This window comes from Geodermatophilus sp. SYSU D00700 (genome assembly GCF_054050255.1).
Genome location: NZ_JBJGZA010000003.1, coordinates 222,645 through 246,371, shown reverse-complemented (window position 1 = coordinate 246,371; position 23,727 = coordinate 222,645). Strand labels below are relative to the sequence as shown.

The 23,727-nt window shown below is 77.2% G+C and carries 22 protein-coding genes; 14 read left to right on the top strand and 8 right to left on the bottom strand.

Going from position 1 to position 23,727, the window contains the following annotated elements:
• Positions 1-162 precede the first annotated feature (162 nt).
• The gene (locus tag ACI79V_RS04485) at positions 163-780 is read left to right on the top strand and encodes a hypothetical protein (protein WP_456887195.1); all 618 of its coding nucleotides are present in this window, start codon (positions 163-165) and stop codon (positions 778-780) included.
• 2 nt (positions 781-782) lie between these two features.
• Here ACI79V_RS04485 and ACI79V_RS04480 read toward each other — a convergent pair whose 3' ends face one another.
• A complete protein-coding gene (locus ACI79V_RS04480; protein ID WP_456887194.1) occupies positions 783-2,009 on the bottom strand; it encodes a hypothetical protein in 1,227 nt (408 codons plus the stop codon).
• Between the two features lie 78 nt (positions 2,010-2,087).
• Between ACI79V_RS04480 and ACI79V_RS04475 the strand changes: the two genes are divergently transcribed.
• Positions 2,088-3,722, top strand: a complete 1,635-nt coding sequence (locus ACI79V_RS04475; protein ID WP_456887192.1) for an SIR2 family NAD-dependent protein deacylase — start codon at positions 2,088-2,090, stop codon at positions 3,720-3,722.
• A 38-nt stretch (positions 3,723-3,760) separates the two neighbouring features.
• Positions 3,761-4,993, top strand: coding sequence for a cytochrome P450 (locus tag ACI79V_RS04470; RefSeq protein ID WP_456887190.1), 1,233 nt, complete (start codon positions 3,761-3,763; stop codon positions 4,991-4,993).
• A 217-nt stretch (positions 4,994-5,210) separates the two neighbouring features.
• Here ACI79V_RS04470 and ACI79V_RS04465 read toward each other — a convergent pair whose 3' ends face one another.
• Positions 5,211-7,523 carry a HelD family protein gene (locus ACI79V_RS04465; RefSeq protein WP_456887188.1) on the bottom strand — a complete coding sequence of 771 codons (2,313 nt, stop codon included), beginning with the start codon at positions 7,521-7,523 and terminating at the stop codon, positions 5,211-5,213.
• Between the two features lie 234 nt (positions 7,524-7,757).
• Entirely contained in the window at positions 7,758-8,414 is a 657-nt protein-coding gene (locus ACI79V_RS04460) for a hypothetical protein (RefSeq protein ID WP_456887186.1), read from the bottom strand.
• Between the two features lie 248 nt (positions 8,415-8,662).
• On the opposite strand from ACI79V_RS04460, the gene ACI79V_RS04455 reads away from it, so the two are divergent.
• Positions 8,663-8,794 (top strand): hypothetical protein, encoded by a 132-nt coding sequence (locus tag ACI79V_RS04455; RefSeq protein WP_456873618.1) that lies wholly within the window; start codon positions 8,663-8,665, stop codon positions 8,792-8,794.
• Between the two features lie 9 nt (positions 8,795-8,803).
• Here ACI79V_RS04455 and ACI79V_RS04450 read toward each other — a convergent pair whose 3' ends face one another.
• On the bottom strand, positions 8,804-9,535 hold the full coding sequence (locus ACI79V_RS04450; RefSeq protein WP_456887185.1) for a hemerythrin domain-containing protein: 732 nt from the start codon (positions 9,533-9,535) through the stop codon (positions 8,804-8,806).
• A gap of 201 nt (positions 9,536-9,736) precedes the next feature.
• Between ACI79V_RS04450 and ACI79V_RS04445 the strand changes: the two genes are divergently transcribed.
• From ACI79V_RS04445 to ACI79V_RS04425, 5 genes are all read left to right on the top strand, one after another.
• Positions 9,737-10,501 (top strand): alpha/beta fold hydrolase, encoded by a 765-nt coding sequence (locus tag ACI79V_RS04445; RefSeq protein ID WP_456873620.1) that lies wholly within the window; start codon positions 9,737-9,739, stop codon positions 10,499-10,501.
• A 13-nt stretch (positions 10,502-10,514) separates the two neighbouring features.
• On the top strand, positions 10,515-12,776 hold the full coding sequence (locus tag ACI79V_RS04440) for a SpoIIE family protein phosphatase (RefSeq protein ID WP_456887184.1): 2,262 nt from the start codon (positions 10,515-10,517) through the stop codon (positions 12,774-12,776).
• A gap of 95 nt (positions 12,777-12,871) precedes the next feature.
• Positions 12,872-13,198: a hypothetical protein gene (locus tag ACI79V_RS04435; RefSeq protein WP_456873622.1), complete on the top strand. Its 327-nt coding sequence runs from the start codon at positions 12,872-12,874 to the stop codon at positions 13,196-13,198.
• An 82-nt stretch (positions 13,199-13,280) separates the two neighbouring features.
• The gene (locus tag ACI79V_RS04430) at positions 13,281-14,450 is read left to right on the top strand and encodes an acyl-CoA dehydrogenase family protein (RefSeq protein WP_456887182.1); all 1,170 of its coding nucleotides are present in this window, start codon (positions 13,281-13,283) and stop codon (positions 14,448-14,450) included.
• Complete coding sequence (locus tag ACI79V_RS04425; protein WP_456887181.1) at positions 14,447-15,520, top strand: acyl-CoA dehydrogenase family protein; 1,074 nt, start codon at positions 14,447-14,449, stop codon at positions 15,518-15,520. The genes ACI79V_RS04430 and ACI79V_RS04425 overlap by 4 nt, the downstream gene beginning before the upstream one ends.
• An 18-nt stretch (positions 15,521-15,538) precedes the next feature.
• Here the strand turns inward: ACI79V_RS04425 and ACI79V_RS04420 are convergent, their stop codons facing one another.
• Both ACI79V_RS04420 and ACI79V_RS04415 read right to left on the bottom strand, forming a co-directional pair.
• The gene (locus tag ACI79V_RS04420) at positions 15,539-16,159 is read right to left on the bottom strand and encodes a hypothetical protein (RefSeq protein WP_456887179.1); all 621 of its coding nucleotides are present in this window, start codon (positions 16,157-16,159) and stop codon (positions 15,539-15,541) included.
• Positions 16,160-16,260: 101 nt separating this feature from the next.
• A complete protein-coding gene (locus ACI79V_RS04415; protein ID WP_456887177.1) occupies positions 16,261-17,190 on the bottom strand; it encodes a hypothetical protein in 930 nt (309 codons plus the stop codon).
• 17 nt (positions 17,191-17,207) lie between these two features.
• On the opposite strand from ACI79V_RS04415, the gene ACI79V_RS04410 reads away from it, so the two are divergent.
• The 5 genes from ACI79V_RS04410 to ACI79V_RS04390 all read left to right on the top strand — a co-directional run bounded on the left by ACI79V_RS04410 (position 17,208) and on the right by ACI79V_RS04390 (position 22,060).
• Positions 17,208-17,930, top strand: coding sequence for a type 1 glutamine amidotransferase (locus ACI79V_RS04410; RefSeq protein WP_456887175.1), 723 nt, complete (start codon positions 17,208-17,210; stop codon positions 17,928-17,930).
• A gap of 17 nt (positions 17,931-17,947) precedes the next feature.
• Complete coding sequence (locus ACI79V_RS04405; RefSeq protein WP_456887173.1) at positions 17,948-18,682, top strand: alanyl-tRNA editing protein; 735 nt, start codon at positions 17,948-17,950, stop codon at positions 18,680-18,682.
• Positions 18,683-18,811: 129 nt separating this feature from the next.
• Positions 18,812-20,977 (top strand): hypothetical protein, encoded by a 2,166-nt coding sequence (locus ACI79V_RS04400; RefSeq protein WP_456887171.1) that lies wholly within the window; start codon positions 18,812-18,814, stop codon positions 20,975-20,977.
• A 521-nt stretch (positions 20,978-21,498) separates the two neighbouring features.
• Positions 21,499-21,738, top strand: a complete 240-nt coding sequence (locus ACI79V_RS04395; protein ID WP_456887169.1) for a hypothetical protein — start codon at positions 21,499-21,501, stop codon at positions 21,736-21,738.
• A gap of 67 nt (positions 21,739-21,805) precedes the next feature.
• Positions 21,806-22,060, top strand: a complete 255-nt coding sequence (locus tag ACI79V_RS04390) for a hypothetical protein (protein WP_456887167.1) — start codon at positions 21,806-21,808, stop codon at positions 22,058-22,060.
• 18 nt (positions 22,061-22,078) lie between these two features.
• Here the strand turns inward: ACI79V_RS04390 and ACI79V_RS04385 are convergent, their stop codons facing one another.
• Together ACI79V_RS04385 and ACI79V_RS04380 are read right to left on the bottom strand one after the other, a co-directional pair.
• Positions 22,079-23,137, bottom strand: a complete 1,059-nt coding sequence (locus ACI79V_RS04385) for a glutathione S-transferase family protein (RefSeq protein ID WP_456887165.1) — start codon at positions 23,135-23,137, stop codon at positions 22,079-22,081.
• Between the two features lie 157 nt (positions 23,138-23,294).
• Entirely contained in the window at positions 23,295-23,717 is a 423-nt protein-coding gene (locus tag ACI79V_RS04380) for a DUF1810 domain-containing protein (RefSeq protein ID WP_456887164.1), read from the bottom strand.
• Positions 23,718-23,727 lie beyond the last annotated feature (10 nt).

Below are 23,727 nucleotides of genomic sequence, written 5' to 3'. Positions count from 1 at the left end.
CCCCCACACCCCCCCCCACCCGCACCCCCCCCCCCCCCCCCCCCCCCCCCCCCCGCCCCCACCCCCCCCCCCCGCCCCCCCCCCCCGCGGCCGCCCCCCCCCCCCCCCCCCTCGACCGGGTGTCCCCGCCGGGTCGTCCGGCCGGTGCGGGACACTGGCGTCGTGGTCAACGCGACGACGGCACGCAGCACCCCCCTCCGCACCGAGCAGGAGACGGCCCGCCGGGCCTGGCCGGTGCGGGCGGCGCTCGGGGTCGCGCTGGTCGTGCTCGCGGTGGTCGCCGTCGTCACCGGCGACCTCGGCGCCCGCCTGCTGCTGGCCGGCCTGGGCCTGCTCGCCGCCGGCCGCGGGGCAGCCCTGCTGCGGGCCGGGTCGGTGCCGGCCGGTGCCGCGACCGTGGCCGCCGGGCTCGCCGCCGCCGCGGTCGCGGTGGTGTCGGCGGCCGCCACCGGCTGGGTGCTCCTGCTCGGCGTTCCGCTGCTCCTGCTGGCCGGCGCCGGCGTCGCGCTCGCCCGCCGGGGCGCCGCCCGCCGCGGCGGCACGGCGCTGCTGGTGTGGGCCGGGCTGGTCGGCGCCCTGCTGGCCGCCACGGCGGTCTCCCAGGGCACCGGGCGGGCCGCCGAGGTCGCCGCGGTCGTCGCCGCCCTGGTCACCGGCCTCGCCGCGGTGCCGCTGCTCGTGGCCGCCGCCGGGCTGCGCGCGGTGGCCAACCGCCCGGCGCCGGCCCGCCCGCTGGGGTGCGGCGGCTGCGCCTGCTCGGCCGGTGGCTGCGGCGCCTGAGGTCAGCCGACCAGCCACACCCCCGGCCGGCCGTCGGCGGCCGATCCGCTGACCCACACCGTCGCGCCGTCGGAGGCCATCGCCACGTCGGCCACGTGCCCGTCGGCGGCCAGCCGCACGGGCGTGGTCCGCCCGGTGGCCAGGTCGACGACGAACAGGTGCGGCGCGCCCGTGACGTACCCGGGCAGGTAGGCGGTCGCCCCGGCCGGGTCGACGGCGAGGTCGCCGTTCGGCACCGCGCCGACGGGCAGGTCGATCTCCTGCAGGACGTCGCCGGAGACGCCGACCAGGCGCCAGGTCGCGTCCACGGGGTCCACGGCGTCCCAGCCGGCCACCGTCACCCATGCGGTGCCGTCGCCGCCCACGGCCACCTCACCGACCCGGCTGGCCTCCGCGCCCGAGCCCAGGTCGGACGCCTCGCCGGGCGCCTCGGCCGACCCGGCGTCCACGGTGGTGAGCATCGCCCGCGGCTGAGCCCCGCGGACGTCGACGTCGGCGTCGAGCGCGACCACGAGGTCCCCGTCGGGTGCGACGGCGACGTCGGCGGCCAGCGCGGTGGTGGCACCCGGCACGGCGACGGCGGTGGTCAGCAGCACCGCGCCGTCGCCGGCGTCGACCGCCACCAGGTGCGGGCCCTCCGCCGCGGCGCCCAGCGCGAGCACCAGGGTGTCCCCGCCCTCGGTGACGACGGCGGCGCGGGTGCGGCTGTCCGCCAGCTCGGGTGAGTCGACGGCGACGGTGGCTGCCGCTCCGCTCGCGTCCACCCGCACCAGCCCCCAGCCGGTGCCGCCGTCCGGCAGCGCCACCTGGCCGACCGCGAGGACGGCATCGCCGGTGGTCTGCACGTCGACCAGCCCGGAGACCGCGGGCACGTCCACCGACCAGACCGGCTCGGGGCTCACCGGGGGACCCTCCCCGCCGCCCTCGGCGGTCACCGGCCCGACGTCGACCAGGACCGAGCCCGCGGCCGCGTCGGAGGGGTCCCGCTCGAGCCAGACGAGGACGCCGTTGCCGCCGTCGGCGGTCAGGCCCACCGCCGCACCCCTGGCTCCGGCGTCGGTACCGAGGTCGGCGAACCCGAGCACCTCGGTGAGGTGCGCCGGTGGGCCGGGCGCCTCGGCCGGCGGCGGGACGGCCGGGCTCGCGGTGCCGGTGACCGCCGCGGAGCAGGCGGGCAGGAGCAGCACAGCGGCCAGGCAGGCGGACGGGAGGATGCGACGGGCGGTCACGGCGGCGACCCTCGCCGGGCGCTCTTGCGACCGGCCTGCGGAGGTCTTGGAGCGACACACCGGGGTAGGCCCCGGGGCGTGAGCGGACACGTGTTCGTGGTCGGCGCCGACCTCACCCGCCTGTCCTGCGACGACGTCCTCGTGCCCACCGGGCGCACGCTTCGCGTCGCCGCGAGCTGGCGGCGTCTGCTGCCCGTCGGGCTGGTGACCGACGAGGACGAGCAGGGCGTGTGCGTCGACCTCGCCTGGTCGGGCACGGAGCGGGTGCTGCCGGTGCCCGGTCCCGGCCCGCGGCAGGCGTGGCTGCTCGACACCGTCGACGACGACGGCCGGGGCCTCGACTGGCTGCTCGACGGCGCCCGCGAGGCGCTGGCCGCCGTCGCCGCGCGGGAGGTGGACCGGCCGGTGCACGGCCGGGCCCGGCGGCTGGTGGGGCTGCCCGCGCTGGGCACCGGCTGGGGCGGCGCGGCCGGGCGCCGCGGCGACCTGATCCGGCAGATGCTGCCGGTGCTCCGCGAGGCCGCCGGCGAGCACGGCTTCGACGTCGCGCTGGTGCTGCGCGGGTCCAGCGACCTGGCCGCGGCCCAGCGGATCCGCCGCGGGGAGAGCACCGGCTGGGACCTGCCCGAGCCGCTGTGCGCGCTGGCCGAGCAGCTGGGGGAGCGGGCGCGCCGCGGCCAGCTGGCGCTGTTCATCGGCGCCGGCGTGAGCGCGGCCGCCGGCCTGCCCACGTGGGAGCAGCTGCTCGGCGAGCTGGCCGGGCACACGGGCCTGGGCGGGGACCTGCGCGAGGGACTGACCCGGTTGCCGCCGCAGGACGCCGCGGCGCTGCTGGCGCGGGAGCTGGGCCGCGAGCGGCTCGAGGACTTCGTCCAGGAGCGCTTCGGCCCGGGCCCGTACGCGCTCGCGCACGCGCTGATCGCCGACCTGCCGGTGCAGGAGTTCGTGACGACGAACTACGACCCGCTCGTCGAGCTCGCCGCCGCCGACATCGGCCGGGACCTGGCGGTGCTGCCCTACGACGAGGCCCGGCCCGGCCGGCCGTGGCTGCTCAAGCTGCACGGCGACGCCGCCCACCCCGACAGCGTCGTGCTGACCCGCGAGGAGTACCTGCAGCTGGGCGACTCGCGGGCGGCGCTGTCCGGCGTCCTGCACTCGCTGCTGCTCACCCGGCACGTGCTGTTCGTGGGCACCTCGATGCTCGACGACGACCTCATCCGCATCGCCCACCAGGTGCGCAGCGCCGTGCAGGGCTCGCGGCAGTCCCGGCACCGCTCGGGCACCGTGCTGGCGCTGCAGGAGGACACCGCGCGCAGCCGGCTGTGGGAGCAGGACGTCGAGACGGTGGCCATGGCGCGGGGCGACACCGCGCCGGCGGAGGCGGCGCGGCGCCTGGAGGTGCTGCTGGACCTGCTCGGCTGCCTGTCCGCCCCGCCGACGGGCTACCTGCTCGACCCCGCCTACCGCGGCATGCTCGACGCCGACGAGCGCCGCCTTGCCGAGGCGCTGCAGGAGGTGGCCGGCCGGCTGCCGGAGGGCCCGGCGACGACCTCGGCCGCCGGGGAGGTCGCCGCGCTGCTGCGCCGGCTGGGCCACGGCCGCTCGGCCGGGCGGCGCGAGGGCGAGCCCGGTGACGAGCCCGGTGCGGACCCGCCCGCCGACACCCCGACCGAGCCGCGCGACGACCGGCTGCAGTCCCAGCGGCCCGGCTGAGCGGTTGGCCCGGTCCGGCGCGGGGCAAGCCCGGGCCCATGCGCCTGGAGAACTCCCTCGCCCTGTTCGCCAAGGGCTACGCCTGGCTGCCCGACCTGCGCCGCGCCCACGGGGAGCGGGCGGTGGGCACCCGGCTGGGCGGCCTGCCCGCGGTGGGCATCGAGGGCCCGGAGGCAGCCCGGTTCCTCTACGACGAGGACCACGTCCACCGCGCGCACGCGATCCCCGAGCCGGTGCAGGGGACGCTGTTCGGCAAGGGCGCGGTGCACACCCTCGACGGCGCGGCACACCGGGTCCGCAAGGCGATGTTCGTGTCCGTGCTCATGGACCCCGAGCGGATCGACGCCCTCGTGCAGCGCGCCACCACCGCGTGGGACGCCGCCGCGGAGGAGTGGGCGACCCGGCCGCGGGTGGTGCTCTTCGACGCGTCGGCCGAGGTCATCGCCGGGGCGGTCACCCGCTGGGCCGGCGTCCCGCTGGCCGACGAGGAGGTGCCGGCGCTGGCCGCCGACCTCGTGGCGATGGTCGACGGCTTCGCCACCGGCGGGCCGCGGCACTGGCGGGCGCGGCGGGCCCGCGGCCGGCGCGAGGAGTGGCTGGGCGGGATCGTGGAGCGGGTCCGCCGCGGGGAGCTCGACGCGCCGCCCGGGTCGGTGCTCGAGGTCGTGGCCGCACACCGCGACGTCGACGGCGGGCTGCTCGACCCGCGGGTGGCCGCCGTCGAGCTGCTCAACGTCATCCGGCCGACGACGGCGGTCGCCTGGTTCATGGCCTTCTCCGGGCACGCCCTGGCCCGCTGGCCGGAGTACCGGAAGCAGTTGGCCGGCGCCGGCCCGGAACTCGCCGAGGCGTGGGCGCACGAGGTCCGGCGCTTCTACCCGTTCGCGCCGTTCATCGGCGGCCGGGCGCCGCGGCGCCTGGAGTTCGGCGGGCAGACCATCCCCCGGAACGCGATGGTGCTGCTCGACCTCTACGGGCAGAACCACGACCCGCAGCTGTGGGAGGACCCCTACGCCTTCCGGCCCGAGCGCTTCCTCGACCGCGAGATCGGCGCCTACGAGCTCGTGCCGCAGGGCGGCGGCGACCCTCGCACCAACCACCGCTGCCCGGGTGAGCAGATCACCGTGGCGCTGCTCGCCGCGCTCGCGCCCTGCCTGGCGCGGCTGCCCCTCGACATCCCCGCCGACCAGGACCTCACGATCTCGCTGCGGCGCATCCCGGCCCGCCCGGCCAGCGGCGTCGTCCTCCGCCCCGCCGCCGCCCAGAGGTAGTCCCGGCGGCAGTCGTGCTCTGCCCCGGATACGGAGCAGAGCACGAGCGTGGTGCAGAGAGGTCTCGGCACGGACCTCGTGCTCTGCCCCCAGGTGGGGGCAGAGCACGACCGTGCGCGGAAGGAGACCCGGCCGCGGCCGTGGTGCTCCTGCGCGAACAGTCGTGCTCTGCACACCGGTGTGTGCAGAGCACGACTGCTCACGCGGGAGGACCTGCTCACGCCGCGGCGGCGCCCAGCCCGGACAGCACGGCCGGCAGCGGACCGGGGGATAGCACGGTCAGCCGCTGGGTGGCCCGGGTGAGCGCGACGTAGAGGTCGTTGAGCCCGCGCACGCCCTCCTCGAGCACCGCCTGCGGGTCCACGACGACGACCGAGTCGAACTCCAGCCCCTTCGCCTCGCCCGGCAGCAGCACCACCGGCCCGAGCGAGGAGTCGGCGTCGGGCCCGGACTGCACGTCCGGCCGCAGCGCCGACAGCGCGGCCACGACCTCGTCGCGCCGGCTCGGCGGCACGACCAGCGCCGTGGTCCCCTCGAGCCCGGCGAGGTGCGCGCCGACCTCCGCCGCCCGCCCGGCGAGGCCGGACTCCCCGGTCACCTCGGCGACCGGCGGGGTGCCGCCGGTGCGCACCGAGCGCGGCGGCCGCAGCCCGGTGCCGGTCGCGGCCAGCACCTCCGCGGCCACGGCCATGACCTCCGCCGGCGTCCGGTAGTTGACCGTCAGCTCCTCCAGCCGCCAGGCGCTCCCCACGTGCGGCGAGAGCACCTCCTCCCAGCGGTCGGCGCCGGCCAGGCTGCCGGTCTGCGCGACGTCGCCGACGACGGTCATCGACCGGGTCGGGCAGCGGCGCACCAGCAGCCGCCACGCCATCGGCGAGAGCTCCTGCGCCTCGTCGACGACGACGTGCCCGAAGGTCCAGGTCCGGTCGGCGGCGGCCCGCTCGGCGGTGGTGCGCAGGTCGAGCTCCCGGTGCCGGTCGGCGAGGTCCTCGGCCGAGAGCAGGTCGCCGGCGCTGAGCACCTCGGCCTCCAGGTGCTCGTCCTCCAGGTCCACCGACCGGGAGCCGTGCAGCACGTCGAGGGTCTCCTGCGCCCGCCGCAGCGCGCGGTGGCGGTCCCGCTCGGCGCGGGCGCGCTGCACGCTGTCGTCGAAGCCGAGCAGCTCCTCGGCCTCCTCCAGCAGCGGCACGTCGGCCGGCGTCCAGGCGCTGCCAGAAGGGCGGTGCAGCAGCGCGCGGTCGGCGTCGGACCACTCCGGCGTGGCCGCGGCGATGCGTGCCGGGTCGGCGTAGAGGTCGGTGAGCAGCCGCTCGGGGGTGAGCACCGGCCACAGCCGGGCCAGCAGCGAGCGCACCTGCGGGTCCTCGGCGACCTCCCGGCGCAGCGCGGCGACGTCCTCCCGGTCGAACAGGTCGGCTCCGGCCTGCACGCCGGCGCCGATCCGGTCGACGTAGCGGCGGGTCAGCGTGTCGACCACCCGCTGGACGAACACCGGCCGGGCCAGGTTGTGCAGCGGGTCGGCCTTGCGGGCCGCGGCCCGCGCCCGGCTGACGTCGATCGGCCGCAGCCGCAGCGGGTAGCCGTCGACGACGACCTCCAGCGGCGCGTCGGGCACCACCTGGCGGTCGGCGACCGCGGCGCGCAGCACGTCGACCATCTCCAGCCGGCCCTTGAGCGCCGCCGTCTCCGGCGGCTCCTCGCCGCGGGCGTCCAGGCCCGGCCGCAGCTGTCCCAGCCCGGCCAGCAGCACGCCGGTCTCGCCGAGGGCGGGCAGCACGTCGGCGATGTAGCGCAGGAAGGTCGGCGTGGGGCCGACGACGAGCAGGCCACGGCGGGCCAGCCGCTCCCGGTGGGTGTAGAGCAGGTAGGCCGCGCGGTGCAGCGCGACCGCCGTCTTCCCGGTGCCCGGGCCGCCCTGGACGACGAGCACGCCCGCGGCGTCGCTGCGGATGACCCGGTCCTGCTCGGCCTGGATGGTGCGCACGATGTCGGTCATGCGCCCGGTCCGCGAGGCGTCCAACGCCGAGAGCAGTGCGGCCTCGCCGGTCAGCCCCGACCCGGCGACGCCGGTGGTGAGCACCTCGTCGTCGAGGCGGACGACGGTGCGCCCGCGGGTGCGGATGTGCCGGCGGCGCACGATGCCCAGCGGGTGCGCGGGCGTGGCGACGTAGAACGGCCGCGCGGCCGGAGCGCGCCAGTCGACCAGCGCGGGGTCGCCGGCCGGGTCGTCGGCGGGCAGGCCGATCCGGCCGACGTAGAGCGCGCCGCCGTCGTCGGCGCGGTCGATGCGACCGACGCACAACCCCGCCTCGGCGGCGTCGAGGGCGACGACCCGCTCGCCGTGGAAGCGCACGGTGGCGTCGCGCTCCTGCAGCGCCTGCGGGTCGACGGCGGGCCAGGTGATCGCCTGCCGCATCCGCCGGGCGGCCAGCTCGCGGGCGGCGTCCAGGCGGTGGTAGAGGTCGGTGACGTACTCCTGCTCGCGGGCCAGTTCGGGGTCGGGGACGACGTCGGACGGGGTGGCCGGCACTGCACTTCCCTCTGCTAGGACGGGTTCCGGGCCCTGCCGCGCGGGTCCTGCCGGCACGGAGAGCGGCCGTCCATCCTCCGCCGTCCCGGGCTCCGCGTCACGTGCCTGCGCGTGTCGCCGGCTCGCGCCGCCGGGTCGGGCCGGTCGCGCGCCCGCCGGCGCCGGGGACGAGGAGGAAGGGGGTGCCTCGCGTCCTCGTGACCGGCGCCGGCCGCGGCGTTCACCGGTCCGGGCTCAGAACAGCGTCCGCAGGGCGTCGGCGGCCGCGTCGACCGCGTCGTCGTCGGCGGTGTTCCCGGTGATCTGCAGGGCGCCGGTCTTGGCGTCGATGCCGCTGTCCGCGGTCTGCTCGGAGACCAGGCCGTAGCCGTACTCGACGCTGACCTCCCAGTAGGTCCAGCCGTCGGCCTCGGCGAACACGTAGCTCACCGACGTGTAGGCGTAGGACGCGGAGGTCGCGAGCTCGGAGTGGTCGGCGTAGCCGTCGTCGTCGTAGTCGTAGGCGACCGCGTCGACGTAGCCGTCGTAGTCGGTGTCGGCGCCCCAGACGTCGGGCAGGCCGTTGTAGGTCGTGTCGACGCCGACCTCCTCGACGTAGCCGTCCTCGTCGCTGTCGAAGGCGAACGTGTCGGCCCAGCCGTCGCCGTCGGTGTCGACGGCGACCTGCTCGGTCAGGCCGTTCTCGTCCCAGTCGACCGCCCAGGTGTCCTCCCAGCCGTCGCCGCTGTCGTCGAAGGCGTAGAGGTCGATGTAGCCGTTGCCGTCGGTGTCGTAGGCGTTGTAGGCGTAGGAGTCCGCCGACGCGGTGCCGGTGGTGGCGAGCACCGCGGCGAACGCGGCGGTGGGGACGGCGGTGCGGAGCAGCGTGCGGGTCAGGCGGGTGCGGGTCATGGCAGTGCCTCCTCGGTGGGGAGCCGCGGTCCGGCTCGCTGCGAGGACGCTCCCGCCCACCCCCTGCGCGGGACTGCAGCGCGACTGGGAGGCCCACTTGCACCCGCGTCCCAGTGGGCCGCCAGTGCCGCGTGGCCCGATGGCGGCCGGCCAGGGGAGGCCCGGCACCGTCGGCAACCCGCACGACACCTCCCCGTCATCCCGGCGGCCTACCGTCGGGGGCTCCGGAGGACAGGGAGAACGACGCGATGAGCACCACCGTCACCGACCGCACCACCGAGCGCACCGGCGACCGGGTCACCTGGAGCTGCCCGAACTGCTCCGGCGAGACCACCACGGCCAAGAAGCGCTGCCGCGACTGCGGCACCTCCCGCTACTGAGCCCCCGCCTCAGGCGGCCGGGGGAGCCCCGCGCAGCCGGACCACCGCGGCGCGGTGGGACCGCCGGCCGGTCAGCCGCCAGGCCAGCCGCAGCCGGCGGTCCACGCCCGACAGCAGCCGGGCCCGCTCGGCGGGGGAGGCGTCCTCGAGGGCCAGTCCCAGCACCAGCAGCCGCTCACGGCGGCCGAGCACCGGGCGCGCGGCGCGGCTGATCGCCGTCCACCGCGCGGGCGGCAGGTGCGCGGCCACCAGCGGCAGCAGGTCGCGCTCCTCGGCGGCGGTGTGCTCCTCGACGGCGCGGGCGAGGTCCAGGCACGCCAGGGCGAAGGCGTCCCGCGCCCGCTCGGTGCGGGCCACCGCCCACTGCCGGGCCGCGGTCGACAGGTCGCGCAGCGCGTTGTCCACGGCGGCGCAGCGGGCGGTCCAGCCCGCCAGCGCCGCCCGCGCGGCGTCCGCGCCGCCGGCCGGCAGGGCCGCCAGCAGCGCCGGCCAGAGCAGCTCGCGCTCGGTGGCGTGGTGGGCCAGCAGCACCCGGCCGACCAGGTCGGCGTGGCGGGTGAGCGCGGCGGCGCGGGCGGCGTCGTCGGCCGGTGCCCAGGTGGACAGCTCGGCCAGCACCCGCAGCTCGCGGCGCACCAGCCGGTGCAGCACGAGCTCGGAGTCGACCGCGCGGGAGCTGCCCGTGCGGAGTGCGGGACCGCCCGGGACGGCGGGGCGGGAGGGAGCCGGTGCGACGGTCATGACACCCCTCGGTGCGGGTCCGGGCCCGGGCGCGCGAGGGGCTCTGCGGCCCGGGACGAGGGCAGGGTAGGCAGCCGCACCGCCGGGGGACAGGGGGTCGCGCGCGGCGTGTCCCGGCGCGCTGGGGGGTGGGACGGGGACAGGGACGTGTCCGTCCGTTACGGTCGGGCGGTGAGCGTGGTCACACGGAACTGTGTGCGCGTGAGCGGACCGGAGACGGCCCGGCCGATGCTCCTGGCGCACGGATTCGGCTGCGACCAGACGATGTGGCGCGCCGTCGAACCCGACTTCGCCGTCGACCACCGGGTGGTCACCTTCGACCACGTCGGCTCGGGCGGCTCCGACCTCACCGCCTACGACCCGCAGCGGTACGCGTCGCTGGGCGGCTACGCCGACGACGTCGTCGACCTCTGCCGGGCGCTGCGCCTCTCCGACGTCGTGTTCGTCGGCCACTCGGTGAGCGCCATGATCGGCGTGCTCGCCGTCCTCCGGGCGCCGGAGCTGTTCGGCGCGCTGGTGATGGTCGGGCCCAGCCCCCGCTACGTCGACGACGAGGGCTACACCGGTGGGTTCAGCCGGGCCGACGTCGCCGCGCTGCTGGACTCGCTCGACAGCAACCCCGAGCAGTGGGCGGCGGCGCTGGGGCCGGTCGTGGCGGGACCGGAGAACCCGGAGGTGGCCGCCGAGCTCACCGCGAGCTTCTGCCGCACCGACCCCGTGGTGGCCCGCCAGTTCGCCCGGGTCACCTTCCTCTCCGACAACCGGGCCGACCTGCCCGCCGTCTGCGTGCCGACCCTGGTCCTGCAGTGCACCGACGACTCCATCGCCCCCGAGCCGGTGGGGCGCTACGTGCACCAGCAGGTGCCGGGCAGCGTCTTCACCCAGCTGGCCGCGACCGGGCACTGCCCCCACCTGTCGGCGCCGGAGGAGACGGTGGCGGCGATCCGGGCGTTCCTCGAGCGCTGAGACGGACGGCACCGTGGGGGAGGAACGGCACGAGCGTCCGGGCGGTCTCGCCCGCCTGCTGGAGGAGGACCCCGCCGACCTGTACGAGAACGCCCCGTGCGGCTACCTGTCGATGGTCCCCGACGGGCGGGTGGTCAAGGTCAACGGCACGTTCTGCACGTGGACCGGGCGCCTGCCCGACGAGGTCCTCGGCCGCCGGCTGCCCGACCTGCTCAGCGCCGGCGGGCGGGTGTACTTCGAGACCCACCTCGCGCCGCTGCTGCGGCTGCAGGGGGCGGTGCGGGAGGTCGCGCTCGACGTCGTCCGAGCCGACGGCTCGGTGCTGCCCTGCCTGGTCAACGCCGTCGAGGTGCGCGACGACGACGGGCGGCCGCTGCTGGTGCGGGCCACGGTCTTCGAGGCCACCTCCCGGCGGCGCTACGAGCGGGCGCTGCTGGCCGCGCAGCGGGCCGCCGCCGACTCCGAGGCGCGGGCGCGGACGCTGCAGCAGGTCGTCTCCGAGCTCGCCGCCGCGGCCTCGCCCGAGCGGGTCGCCGACGTCGTCGTCCGCCGGGCCCGCGGCGCCGTGCAGGCGGGCGGCGCCGGCCTGTGGCTGGCCCGGCACCGCCCCGGGCGCGCGGTGCCCGGGCGGCCGGTGCCGGTCGCCCTCGCCGCCGCCGAGGGCCTGACGCCCGAGCTGCGCGACGCGCTGGTCTCGGCGGCCGAGGACGGTGTGGAGCTCGTGCGGGCCGGCGGGGTGCGGGCGGTGCCGCTGGGCCCGGGGCTGCGCGAGCGGTGGCCCGAGCTGGCGGCGGCGATGGCCGAGGCCGGGCAGGAGTCGATCGTCGTCGTCCCGGTGTCGGCCGCCGACGACCGGCACCTGGGGGCGCTGGTCCTCGTCCTCGGCGTCACCGACGACAGCGAGCTGATCAGCCTGAGCGAGCCGGGCACGCGCGGCGCGCTGACCTCCGCCGACGCCGAGCTGCTGGCCACGCTGGGCCGGCAGGCGGGCCAGGCGCTGGAGCGGGTCCGGCTGCACGAGGAGACAGTGCGGCAGGCCGACCGGTCGGCGTTCCTCCTCGAGGCGGCGCGGCTGATGGCCGCCGGGCACGGGATGACCGAGACCGTCGAGGGCCTGGCGAGGCTGGCGGTGACCCGGCTGGCCGCGGTCTGCGTCATCGACGTGCTCACCGAGCGGGGCCTGGTCGAGCCGGTCGTGGCGCACGCCGACCCCGCCCGCCGGCACCTGGTCGAGGAGCTGCGCGACCTGCACCTGCCGCGCCGCGACGGCAACCACCCGAGCGTGCAGGCGATGGCCGGGCGGCGGACGGTGTGGCTGCGGGGCGTCGACCAGGGCCGGCTGGTGCGCATGGTCACCGGCCCGGGGCACCTGGCGGTCTCCTCCGCGCTCGAGCTGACCGACCTGGTCTGCGTGCCGCTGGTCGCCGACAACCGGTCCCTCGGGGTGATCACGCTCGGCAACGACGCCCGGCGGGGGCCGTTCACCGAGGCCGACGTCGAGACCGCCGAGCAGCTGGCGCTGCAGATGTCGCAGGGCCTGGAGGTCGCCGCCCGCATCGAGCTCGAGTCGCGGACCTCGCACGCGCTGCAGGCGAGCCTGCTGCCGCCGGTGCCCCCGTCGGTGCCCGGGCTGGCGCTGGCGGTGCGCTACCTCCCCGGCAGCCGCGGCGCCGACGTGGGCGGCGACTTCCACGACGTCGTCCCGCTGCCGGAGGGCGACGTCGCGCTGGCCGTCGGGGACGTCGTCGGCCACGACGTGACCGCCGCGGCGACCATGGGGCAGCTGCGCAGCGTGCACCGGGCGCTGCTGGCCGAGCGGCCGGGTCCGACCGAGCTGGTCGACCGGCTGCACGGCAGCTGGCCGCTGCTCGGGCTGCCCCGCATGGCCACGGCGCTGTTCGCGCGGCTCGACCCGGCCACCGGCGCGCTACGGATCGCCTCGGCCGGGCACCCGCCGCCGCTGCTGGTCTCGGGCGGGCGGGCCGAGCTGCTCGACGTCCCCGCCGGCCGGCTGCTGGGCGCGCCGCCGGGCCCGGCGCCGGAGTGGTCGGGCCTTCTGCCGGCGGGTGCCACGCTGGTGCTCTACACCGACGGGCTGGTGGAGAGCCGCACCGCCGACATCGACACCGGCCTGGCCCGGCTGCGGGCCGTGGCCGCCGGCGAGGAGGGAGAGGTCGCCGACCCCGACGAGCTCTGCGACCGGCTGCTGGCGGCGCTGACCGGGCCCCGCCGGGCCGACGACGTCGCGCTGCTGGCGCTGACCCGGCTGCCCTGACCTGCGTCCACGCCGACCCCTGGCGGCCGGCCCGCCCCGGGCGGACCATCGCGGTATCCCCCCAGCACGTCGGCGCGCACCCCGAGGAGGCGGCCGTGGGACCTGCCGGCGAGGAGCGCGCCCCGCGGCGCGCGGCCAGCGACGACCTCTGCGACGCCCTCGACGGCGCCGGTGGCGACCTCACCGTCTCCGCCGACGCCATGCGCTGGTCGCCCGAGCAGGCGGCGGCGCCGGAACCGGCGCGTGCGTTCCCGGGCCTGGACGCCGCCGCGGGGATCGGCGAGTTCCTCGGCCTGGACCCCGCCGCCGTCCGCCGCCTGGTGTCGGGCGCGGCCACCCGGCTGGCCACGGTGGCCGGGGACGCCGTCGCGGAGCTGCGCCAGCTCGCCGCCGACGCGTTCCCCGGCGACGACCGGCGCTGACCCTCCCGGGCGGGCCCCGGCCGGTGCGCTGTACAACCGTGGGCAGACAACTGCCACGACGACGTGGGGAACCGGAGTCCGCATGAGCACCGACCAGTTGACCCTGGCGCCCGCGCCGCGGTCGGAGGCCGCCGAGCAGGTCCGCCTCGAGGTGCGGCAGTTCCTCGCCGAGGAGCTCGCCGCCGGCACGTTCACCACCCACGTCGACACCTGGCTCTCCGGCGTGGATCCCGGCTTCTCCCGCAAGCTCGGCGCCCGCGGCTGGCTGGGCATGACCTGGCCGAGGGAGTACGGCGGCCACGAGCGGACGGCGATGGAGCGCTACGCCGTCACCGAGGAGCTGCTCGCCGCCGGGGCGCCGGTGGCCGCGCACTGGATCGCCGACCGGCAGTCCGGGCCCAACCTGCTGCGCTACGGCACCGAGGCGCAGCGCAAGGAGATCCTGCCGCGCATCGCCGCGGGGGAGTGCTACTTCGTCATCGGGATGAGCGAGCCCGACAGCGGCTCCGACCTCGCCTCCATCCGCACCCGCGCCACCCGCACCGCCGACGGCGACTGGGTGGTCAACGGGGCGAAGGTGTGGACCAGCAACGCCCACCACTCGCACTACGGGATCGTGCTCGTGCGTTCGGGCCCGCCCGGCGAGGGCCCGCGCGGCAAGCACCAGGGGCTGACCCAGCTGCTGGTCGACCTGTCGCTGCCCGGCATCACGGTCAACCCCATCCGCATCCTCGACGGCGGCCACCACTTCAACGAGGTCGTGTTCGACGACGTCGTCGTCCCCGGCGAGATGCTCCTGGGCACCGAGGGCGCCGGCTGGCACCAGGTGACCGCGGAGCTGGCCTTCGAGCGCTCCGGGCCCGAGCGGTTCCTGTCCACCTGGCCGCTGCTGGCCGAGTTCGGCCGCCGCGCCGCCGCCTCCGGCGACCCCGCGCAGCTCGCGGTGCTCGGCCGGCTGTCGGCGCGGGCGCTGGCGCTGCGGCAGCTGTCGCTGCGGATCGCGGCCGCGCTGGACCGCGGGGAGCTGCCCGACATCCCGGCCGCGCTGGTCAAGGACGCGGGGACGACGTTCGAGCAGGACGTCGTCGACGAGGTGCGCCGGGTGGTCGACGTCCCGGCGTCGCTGGACAGCCCCGACCCGCTCGGGCGGGCGCTGGCCGAGGCGCAGCTGCACGCCCCCGGCTACACGCTGCGCGGCGGGACCAACGAGATCCTCAAGGGGATCGTGGCGCGCGGGCTGGGGCTGCGATGAGCGAGCAGGACCTGGTGGTCGCGACCGTCCGGGAGATCCTCGCCGCGCACGAGCCGTTCGTGCTCACCGCCGAGCGGCCGTGGGACGAGGGCCTGTGGACCGACCTCGCGGAGGCCGGGCTGACCGGCGTCGGGCTGCCCGAGGAGGCCGGCGGGTCCGGCGGTGAGCTCGCCGACGCCGTCGCGGTGGTGCGCACCCTGGCCGCGGGCGCCGGCGCGGTGCCGGTGGCCGAGCAGCTGCTCGTCGCCGGGTCGGCGGTGCTGGCCGCCGGGCTGGCCCTGCCCTCGCCGGAGGAGCCGCTGACCGTGGCGGTGGACGGGGCGGTCATCGCCGAGCCCTCCGACGACGGCGACGGCCCGGGGCGGTTCGTGCTCACCGGCACCGCCACCGACGTCCCGTGGGCCGGCGTCGCGCGGCACGTCGCGGTGCTCGCCGGCCCGCCGGCCGGCATCGAGGGGGTGGTGCTGGCCGTGGTCGACGCCGCGGGGCTCGACGCGTCCCGGGCGGTCAACCTGGCCGGGGAGCCGCGCGGGTCGCTGGTGCTCGACGGCGTCGGCGTGCCCGGGGCGCTGCTGTCACCGGCGAAGGCGGACCTCGTGCGGGCCCGCTACGCGCTGGCCCGGGCGGTGCAGGTCGCCGCGGCGCTCGAGCAGGTGCTGGCGTGGACGGTGCAGTACGCGGGCGAGCGGGTGCAGTTCGGCCGGCCGCTGGGGAAGTTCCAGGCGATCCAGGTGGAGCTCGCGCAGATGGCCGGCGAGGTCACCGCCACCGCCGCGCTCGTCGACGCCGCCGTCCAGGCGCTCGACCGTGACGCGGACACCGTGGTGCTCGCCGCGGCCGCGGCGAAGGTGCGCGCGGGGGAGGCGGTCGGGACGGTCGCCAAGCTCGCCCACCAGGTGCACGGCGCGATCGGCTTCACCCAGGAGCACCGGCTGCACCACCTCACCCGGCGCTGCTGGTCGTGGCGCGACGAGGCCGGCACGGAGCTGGCGTGGTCGCGCGCGCTCGGCGCGGGCCTGGTCGCCGCCGCCCCCGACGACGTCTGGCCGGCGTTCACCCGGGTGGTGTGACCGCCGGCCCGGCCGGCGCTAGACCGTCTCGGGGATGCGGAGGTGGGCGAGGATGAGGTCGAACTCGTCGTGGTCGGTGATCTCCATCCGCATGAGGCGGGCGAAGTCGTCCCGGCTGGCGCGGGCGTGGGTGCGGCTGGCGGCCATGCACTCGCGGTCCTCGAAGGTGACGGCGGAGGAGGCCAGTCCCTTCTCCCGGTCGAGGAACAGGCTCACGCTGCAGAAGCCGGCGTAGCCCTCCATCCGCGGCACCATGATCGTCCGGTAGGCGTCGAGGATGCGGTCGACGTCGGCGGGGTCGGCCCGGCTCCACGTCACCCGGGTGGCCGCGCCCGACGGCGCCTCCGAGCGGCGGTGCATGACCGCGACCTCCCACTCGTGCACCTCCGGCGGGCCGCCGAAGATGCCGCCGGCCCGCTCGCGCAGCCCCTTCACCCCGTCCTCGCTCGCCGCCATCGCCTCGCGGTCGTGCCAGGACGAGGTGACGATGCAGCGCCCGGTCTCCCGGTCGGCCAGCATCGACAGGCCGACGTTGCCCGGCATGCTCGTGACCGCGGGCATCACCTCGTCGACGACGTACGAGATGCCGTCGTCGACGGTCATGGGTGTCCCGGTGAGCGTGGTCGAGCGTGCGTACATGCCGTCCTCCTGTCGGGACGGCGGCGCCCGCGCGGCACCGCCGCGTCGCACAGCCTGCTGGACCGGACGCGCCAGCGGAAGACCCCGGCCGAACCGGCCGGTCAGCGGCGGGTGATGTCCTCCCGGCGGCCGCGCGGTGAGGTCCGCGGAGGCCGCCGGCCGCTGGCCATGACCAGGCCGAGCACGCGGTAGCGGTGCGGCCGGTGGGGCTCGAGCAGCTCGAGCATGGCGGCGTCGTCGGCCCGGGCCCGGCCGGCGAGCACCCACGCCACCAGCGACGGGATGCCGCTGTCGCCGGTGATGACGGCGTCCCGGTCGCCCCAGGTGAGCGCGGCCAGGCAGCCGGTGGTCCACGGGCCGACGCCCGGGACCGAGCGCAGCGCCGCGGTGCCGGCGGCCGCGTCGCCGTCGGCGAGGTCCTGGTGCCCGGCCAGCGCGGCGCCGGCCGCGACCAGGGTCTGCGCCCGCCTGCGTTCGAGACCGAGGCGGTGCAGGTCGGCGTGGGACAGCCGGGCGAGGGCGGCCGGAGGCGGCGGTGCCCACAGGTCGGGGACGCCGTGCGCGGGGGAGCCGTGGGTGGTCACCAGGCGGCGCCAGTGGTCGGCGGCGTCGAGCCGGCTGATCCGCTGCTGCACGACCAGGCAGGCCAGGTCGTGCCAGAGCGTGCCGGTGCGGGCGATCCGGCGCCGGCCGTGGCGCCGCCACAGGTCGCGCAGCGGCGGGCCGGCGGGGTCGAAGCCGGTGACGTCGTCCTCGCAGCCGAGCAGCCGGGGAGCGCGCTCGAGCAGCCAGCCGGCGCCGTCCCCGAACGCCTCCACCCGCGCGGTGCCGGCGCCCGGCGTCCACGTGACGACGACGGTGCCGCTGCCCTCCGGCGTACAGGTGGCCCGCTCGAACCGGCCGGGTGTGAGCCGCGCCGTCGGGTCGCGGGGCAGCCAGAGGACCGAGCCGAGCGTCGCGGCGAGGTCGACGTCGCCGGTCGGGACCGTGCGGACGGCGTCGGGCGCGGACGGTCGGGGTCCCTCGGGCACCCGCCGATACTGCACCCGTGGAGACCGCCCTCGTCCTCGTCCACGACGCCGATCCCTCCCGCGGCACCCGGCTGCTCGGCACGCTGCGGCCGGCGCTGGGGGCGCAGGGGCTGACCGTCGTCGTCGGCACGACCGTCGGGCCGTCGGCGCTGGTCACCGACCTGCCCGACCCGGCGGGCCTGCGCACGCTCGTGGTGATGGGCTCGGGTGCGGCCGCCTACGACGACGCCGTGCCGTGGCTCGGCGCGGAGCTGGCCTACCTGCGGCGGGCGGTCGACGCGGGGACGCCGGTGCTCGGCGTCTGCTTCGGCGGCCAGGCGCTGGCGCGGGTGCTCGGCGGGGTCGTGGCGCCGGCGCCCGAGGGCGAGCACGGCTTCCTCGACGTCGCGACCGCCGACCCCGCGCTGGTGCCTTCCGGGCCGTGGTTCGAGTTCCACGGCGACCGGTTCACCGTGCCGCCCGGGGCGGTCGAGGTGGCCCGGACCGGGCGCGCGGTGCAGGCGTTCGCGGCCGGCCCGCACCTGGGCGTGCAGTTCCACCCGGAGATCGACCCGGCCGCCTTCGCGGCGTGGGAGGAGACCTGGGCGCTCACCGGCCCGCCCCCGCCGGAGGCCGCCGCGCTCGTGCCGACGCTGCGGCGGGAGGTCGCCGAGCGGGCGCCCGAGGCGGCCGCGGCCTGCGCCCGGCTGGTGGCGGCCTTCCTCGCCCGGGCCGACGCGCTCACCGAGGTGGCCGCCTGACCGGGCAGCATGGACCCGTGAGCGCTGACCGGCACGGCCACACCCACCGGCTCGACCTCGCCGACGCCACCGTCCGCGAGTGGGACGCGACCGTCGTCGCCGTCGACCCCGAGCGGGGCGTCGTCCTCGACCGCTCCGCCTTCTACCCGGGCGGCGGCGGGCAGCCGCCGGACGAGGGCGTGCTGCTGTGGGGTGGGGTGCGCACGCGGATCGCCGGGACGGTGAAGGGCGACGACCTCTACCTGGTCCCTGTCGAGGGCGACCCGGTGCCCCCGCCCGGGACGGCGGTGCGCGGCGCGCTCGACGACGAGCGGCGCACCGCGCTGATGCGCACCCACTCGGGGCTGCACGTGCTCACCGGGGTCGTGCTGCGCGACTTCGGCGCGAAGGTCACCGGCGGCAACATGGAGCCGCTGACCGCGCGGATGGACTTCGACCTCCCCGAGGTGCCCGCCGACTTCCGCGACCGGGTGGCGGAGGCCGTGAACGCCGAGATCGCCGCCGACCGGCCGATCGAGGTGCGCACGCTGCCCCGCGAGGAGGCCTACGCGATCCCCGACCTCATCCGGACCGCCACCGACCTGCTGCCGCCCGACATCCAGCAGGTGCGCATCGTCGACATCGTGGGCCTGGACCTGCAGGCCGACGGCGGCACGCACGTGGCGTCCACGGCGATGGTCGGTCGGGTCGAGGTGGTGAAGCTGGAGAGCAAGGGCCGCGGGTTCCGCCGGCTCCGGATCCGCGTCGTCTGAGCGCCCGCACGCCTGGCTCCGGGAAACCGTGATCCACGAGCGGACGGATCCGATCCGGCTTAGTCTGCTCGTGTGCGGGGAGCAGACTCGGCACCGGTGGCTGTGAGGTCCGCAGTCGCCGTGCCCGGGTTGCGGAGGCTCCTCCTGCTGGCCTGCCTGGTGGCGGGCATCCACGCCGTGCTGCTCCTGGCGTCCTCCCCGGCGCGCGCCGAGGATCCCCTCGACCCCGCGGGCACCGCGCTCGGCGGTGCTGTCGAGGCGGTCGGCGTTCCCGCGGGAACGCCGGTGCCGGTGGTCGAGGAGGTCGTCGAGCCGGTCGCCGGGGCGCCTGCCGAGGTGCCCGTCCCGGCGGTGGAGCCGGACGTTCCCGCGGAAGCGCCGGAACCGGCGACCGAGCCGGTCGCCGAGGCGCCTGCCGAGCTGCCCGTCCCGGCAGTGGAGCCGCCGGCCGACGTTCCCGTGGAGACGCCGCTGTCGGTGGTGGAGGACGTCGCCGAGGCGCCTGCCGAGCTGCCCGTCCCGGCGGTGGATCCGCCCGCCGACGTTCCCGTGGAGACGCCGCTGCCGGTGGTCGAGGACGTCGCTCCGGTGGCCGAGGCCGTGACCGAGCCGGTGGCATCGGTCGTGGAGCCGGACGTTCCCGCGGGAACGCCGGAGCCGGTCACCGAGGGCGTCGAGCCGGTCGTCGAGCCGGTCCTCGAGCCTGTCGTCCCGCCCGCCGCGGCTCCGGTGGAGGAGCCGGTGGCCGAGGTCGTCGAGCCGGTCGTGCAGCCGGCGGTCGAGGTCCTCCCGCCGGTCACCGTCCCGCCGGTCCCCGACAACCCCGGCCGGGGAAGCGGCCCGGTGCTCCCGCCGCAGGCGGCTCCGGTCGCCGAGGCCGTGGTCCCGCCGGTTACCGCTCCGGTCGTCGAGCCGGTCGTGGAGCCGGTGGTCGAGGTCCTCCCGCCGGTGACCGTCCCGCCGGTGACCGTCCCGCCGGTCCCCGACGTGCCCGGCCACGGAGGTGGGCCGGTGCGGCCCACGCCCCCGACCCCGGTCGTGGACGTCGTGGTCCCGCCGGTTGCGGGACCGGTCGTCGAGCCGGTCGTCGAGCCGGTGGTCGAGGTCCTCCCGCCGGTGACCGTCCCGCCGGTCCCCGACGTGCCCGGCCACGGAGGTGGGCCGGTGCGGCCCACGCCCCCGACCCCGGTCGTGGACGTCGTGGTCCCGCCGGTTGCGGGACCGGTGCTGAAACCGGTCGTCGAGGTCGTCGATCCGGTGGTCGACGTCGTCGTGCCGCCCGTGGTCGGACCCGTCGTCGAACCGGTCGTCCCCCCGATCGTCGAGCGGCCCGGCAGCGGAGGCGGAGCGGTGCCGCCGCCGGTCATCCCGGTGGTGGACGTGGTCGTTCCGCCGGTGGTGTCGCCGCTGCCGGACGTCGTGCCCCCCGTCGTCGCGCCGGTGGGCGAGGTGCTGCCTCCGGTGCTCGGGCCGGTGGGCGAGGTCGTGCCTCCGGTCCTCGAACCGGTGGTGGCCCCGGCGCCGGACGTCGTGCCTTCGTTGCCGGCGCCGGTCGTCGACCTCGTGCCCCCGGGCTTCGAGCCGGTCGTCGCACCGGTGGTCCTGCCGGTGGCGCCTGCACCGGAAGTCGTCGTTCCCGAGGTCGTCGTTCCCGAGGTCGTCGTTCCCGAGGTCGTCGTACCCACGGCGGAGCCCGTGACCGAGCCCGTGACCGAGCCCGTGACCGAGCCCGTGACCGAGCCCGTGACCGACCTGGTTCTCGAGCCCGTCGCAGCGGCCGAGGAACCGGCCGAGCCGGCCGTCAAGGCAGAGGCCGCCCCCGCCGGAGAGGTCGGCGAACCGGCCGCGCAGGCGCCCGTCGCCACCGCGGCCGTCGACGTCGTCGTCGGGGTGGCGGTGTCCGCCGTCGCCACGATCGTCGGCAGCCCCACCGCCGCGGACCTGCCCGAGTTGGAGTCGGCGACCGCGCCGCTCGTGAGCACCGACCCGTCCCCGGCCGGCTCGGCTGCGGACACGAAGCGCGCGGACACCCGGACCGGCTCGCGGTCCGCCCCCGCGCGCGGCGACCCGCCGGCCGCTCCCGACCTGCCGGCCGAGCCCGTGTCCCCGACGCCCGACCCCAGGCCGCCCGCGCCCGCGGCGCCGACGTTGTCGTCGTCGACCTCGGTCGCCGCCGTGGCGGCGGTGTGCCCCTGCGCGGTGCCGCCCGCCGCCTACTCCTTCGTCTGGGCACCGACGTCGCCCGCCGCCGTCGTGTCCGCCGCCCTGCGCGACCCGTCCTTCTCTCCCGACTGACCTCCCTGCCGGGCGTGCACCAGCCGCCGGCCGAGGTCGGGTCCTCCCCGCACCGCACCGTCGGCAGTGCGACGCCCTCCCGGGCGTGACCCTGACCTGGCACTCGCTGGGTCCGGGCCACCGGGCGGGGAGGTATCGGGGCTGGGGGTTCCGCGCGGCGGGCGTCCCGCCGGCTCGGCACCCCTGATCTCCCCGCCCGACATCCCAGGACGACGGGGGCGGTGGCGCACCGCCGCCCCGCCCCCGTCGACCGGGCACCTCGCCGTCACCGGGTCGTGCGGACACCCGGGTGTGTCGTCGCCTGTCACGACGACCCCCGGGTGCCTCCCGACGCCCGGAGGCGTCACGGTCGTCGGGTGGACGGCCCGCGGTTCCTGCTGGAGTGGCTCGAGCGGGAGACCCTGGCCGGCGCCGCGGCGCTGTGCCGACCCGGTGACGGCGCAGGTCGCGGCACCTGCGGACGAGGAGTGCCGCGGAGTGATCCCTCCCGCTCGGCGCCGGCGTCGGGCACAGTCCCGCCCATGACGGCCTTCGTGATCGTGACCGTTCTGGTGGCGGTCTTCCTGATGATGCTCAGCTCACGGCTGAGCCGGTCCCGTCCGCCCGGCCGCCACGCGCGTCACAGCGGGGGCGACGGCGGCTCGTACGGCGACGGCTCCTGGTCCGACGGTCACCACGGCAGCCACTCCGACTCCGGCGGGTGGGGCGGCGGCGACGGCGGTGGCGGCGGTGACGGCGGCGGGGGAGGCGGCGGGGACTGACCCGTCCGGCGGCGCGCAGGGGGCACTTCCACCCGATCGGCGGCAGGGGGACGGGGACCGTTCTCGCATGACGGCAGTCGTGGTGCTCGCCGTGCTGGCGGGCCTCCTCATGACGTTCAGCATGCAGCGGTACCGCGCCTCGTCCGAGCGGCGCCAGGGCTTCGACGCGGGTGGCGGGTACTACGTGGGCCGGTCGTCGCTCCGCCGTGCGCACGGCCCCGGGACGCTGGCGGCCGGCGGCTTCCTCGCCACCAGCGGTGACGGGGGCGGCGGCTCCGACGGAGGCGGTGGGGGCGACGGTGGCGGAGGCGGGGGCGGCTGACCCCGCCTCCGCCCGGGCTCAGTGCTGCCGCTCCTCGTCGGGGCGGTGGCCGATGCCGCCGGGACCCCGGTCGGCCGGCACCTCCTCGCCGGGCGCGACCGGGCCCGGCGGGGTGCCGTCGCCGTAGGGTGACCCGCCGAGCTCCTCGCGGCCGTGCGGGGTCAGCCAGGTGCTCGTGTCCGGGCCCATCGGGATGACCTGCGTCGGGTTGATGTCGGCGTGGACGACGTAGTAGTGCTCCTTGATCTGCGGGAAGTCGATGGTGTCGCCGAACCCCGGCGTCTGGAACAGGTCCCGCGCGTAGGCCCACAGCGCCGGCATCTCGGACAGCTTCTGCCGGTTGCACTTGAAGTGGCCGTGGTAGACGGCGTCGAAGCGGGCCAGCGTGGTGAACAGCCGGACGTCGGCCTCGGTGATCGTGTCGCCCATGAGGTACCGCCGGGTCGCCAGCCGCTCCTCGAGCCAGTCCAGCGCCGTCCAGAGCCGCTCGTAGGCCTGGTCGTAGGCCCGCTGTGAACCGGCGAACCCGCACCGGTACACGCCGTTGTTGACCTCGGTGTAGACCCGCTGCATGACCTCGTCCATCTCGTCCCGCAGGTGCTCGGGGTAGAGGTCGGGTGCGCCGTCGCGGTGGTGGGCGGTCCACTGCGTGGAGAAGTCCAGCGTCATCTGCAGGAAGTCGTTGGTGACGACGGCCTTCGTCGGGACGTCGACCATCGCCGGCACCGTGATGCCGCGCGGGTACTCCGGGTCGCGGGCGAAGAAGGCCTCCTGCAGCCGCTCGTATCCGAGCACCGGGTCGCGGCCGCCGGGGTCGAGGTCGAAGGTCCAGCTGCGCTCGTCGTGCGTGGGCCCGCAGATGCCCATCGAGATCACCGGCTCCAGGCCGAGCAGGCGCCGCACGATCGCCGCCCGGTTCGCCCACGGGCAGGCGCGGGCGATGACCAGCCGGTAGCGACCGGGCTCGACCGGCCACCGGCCTGAGCCGTCCGCGGTGATCCGGTCGGAGATGTAGTTGGTGTCGCGGCTGTACTCCTGGCCGCCGGTGACGTATCCGGATCCGCTGTCGTCGCTCACGTGATCAAGCCTCGCCGACGGCGGGCTGGCGCGCCGGGTGGAGTGCTGTGACTCGCGTCCTCACGCGGCGGAGTGGGCGGGGACCGGCCGGCTGAGTCGTCCTGGAGACGCTCGTGCTCTGCCTACACCTGTGTGCAGAGCACGAGCCTGCTGAGCACTACAGCCGGGACGTCGTCGCGTCGTCCTCCCGCCCGCCGAAGTACTGCTCGAGCACCGCGCGGAAGACCGGCTGCGACGGGTCGGCGCGCGCGAACAGCGTCATCGACGAGCGCAGCTTCACCGCGTCGACGGGGCCGAACACCGCCACCGGGTCGTCCTGGTCGAGCGCGGTGAGGGCCTGTGCGGACTCGACGAGACGTGGGCCGAGGACCGGGTGGGCGAGGTAGGCGCGGGCCTCGTCGAGCCCGCTGATCGCGTAGTGCTGCGCCGTCGGGCTGCGGCCGAGCCCGGCCACCTGCGGAAAGACGAACCACATCCAGTGGCTCGTCTTGCGCCCGGCGCGCAGCTCGGCGAGCGCCTGCGGGTAGGTGCCGGCCTGGGCGTCGACGAAGCGGGACAGCCGGTACGGGTCGTCGGTCATCATTTCCTCC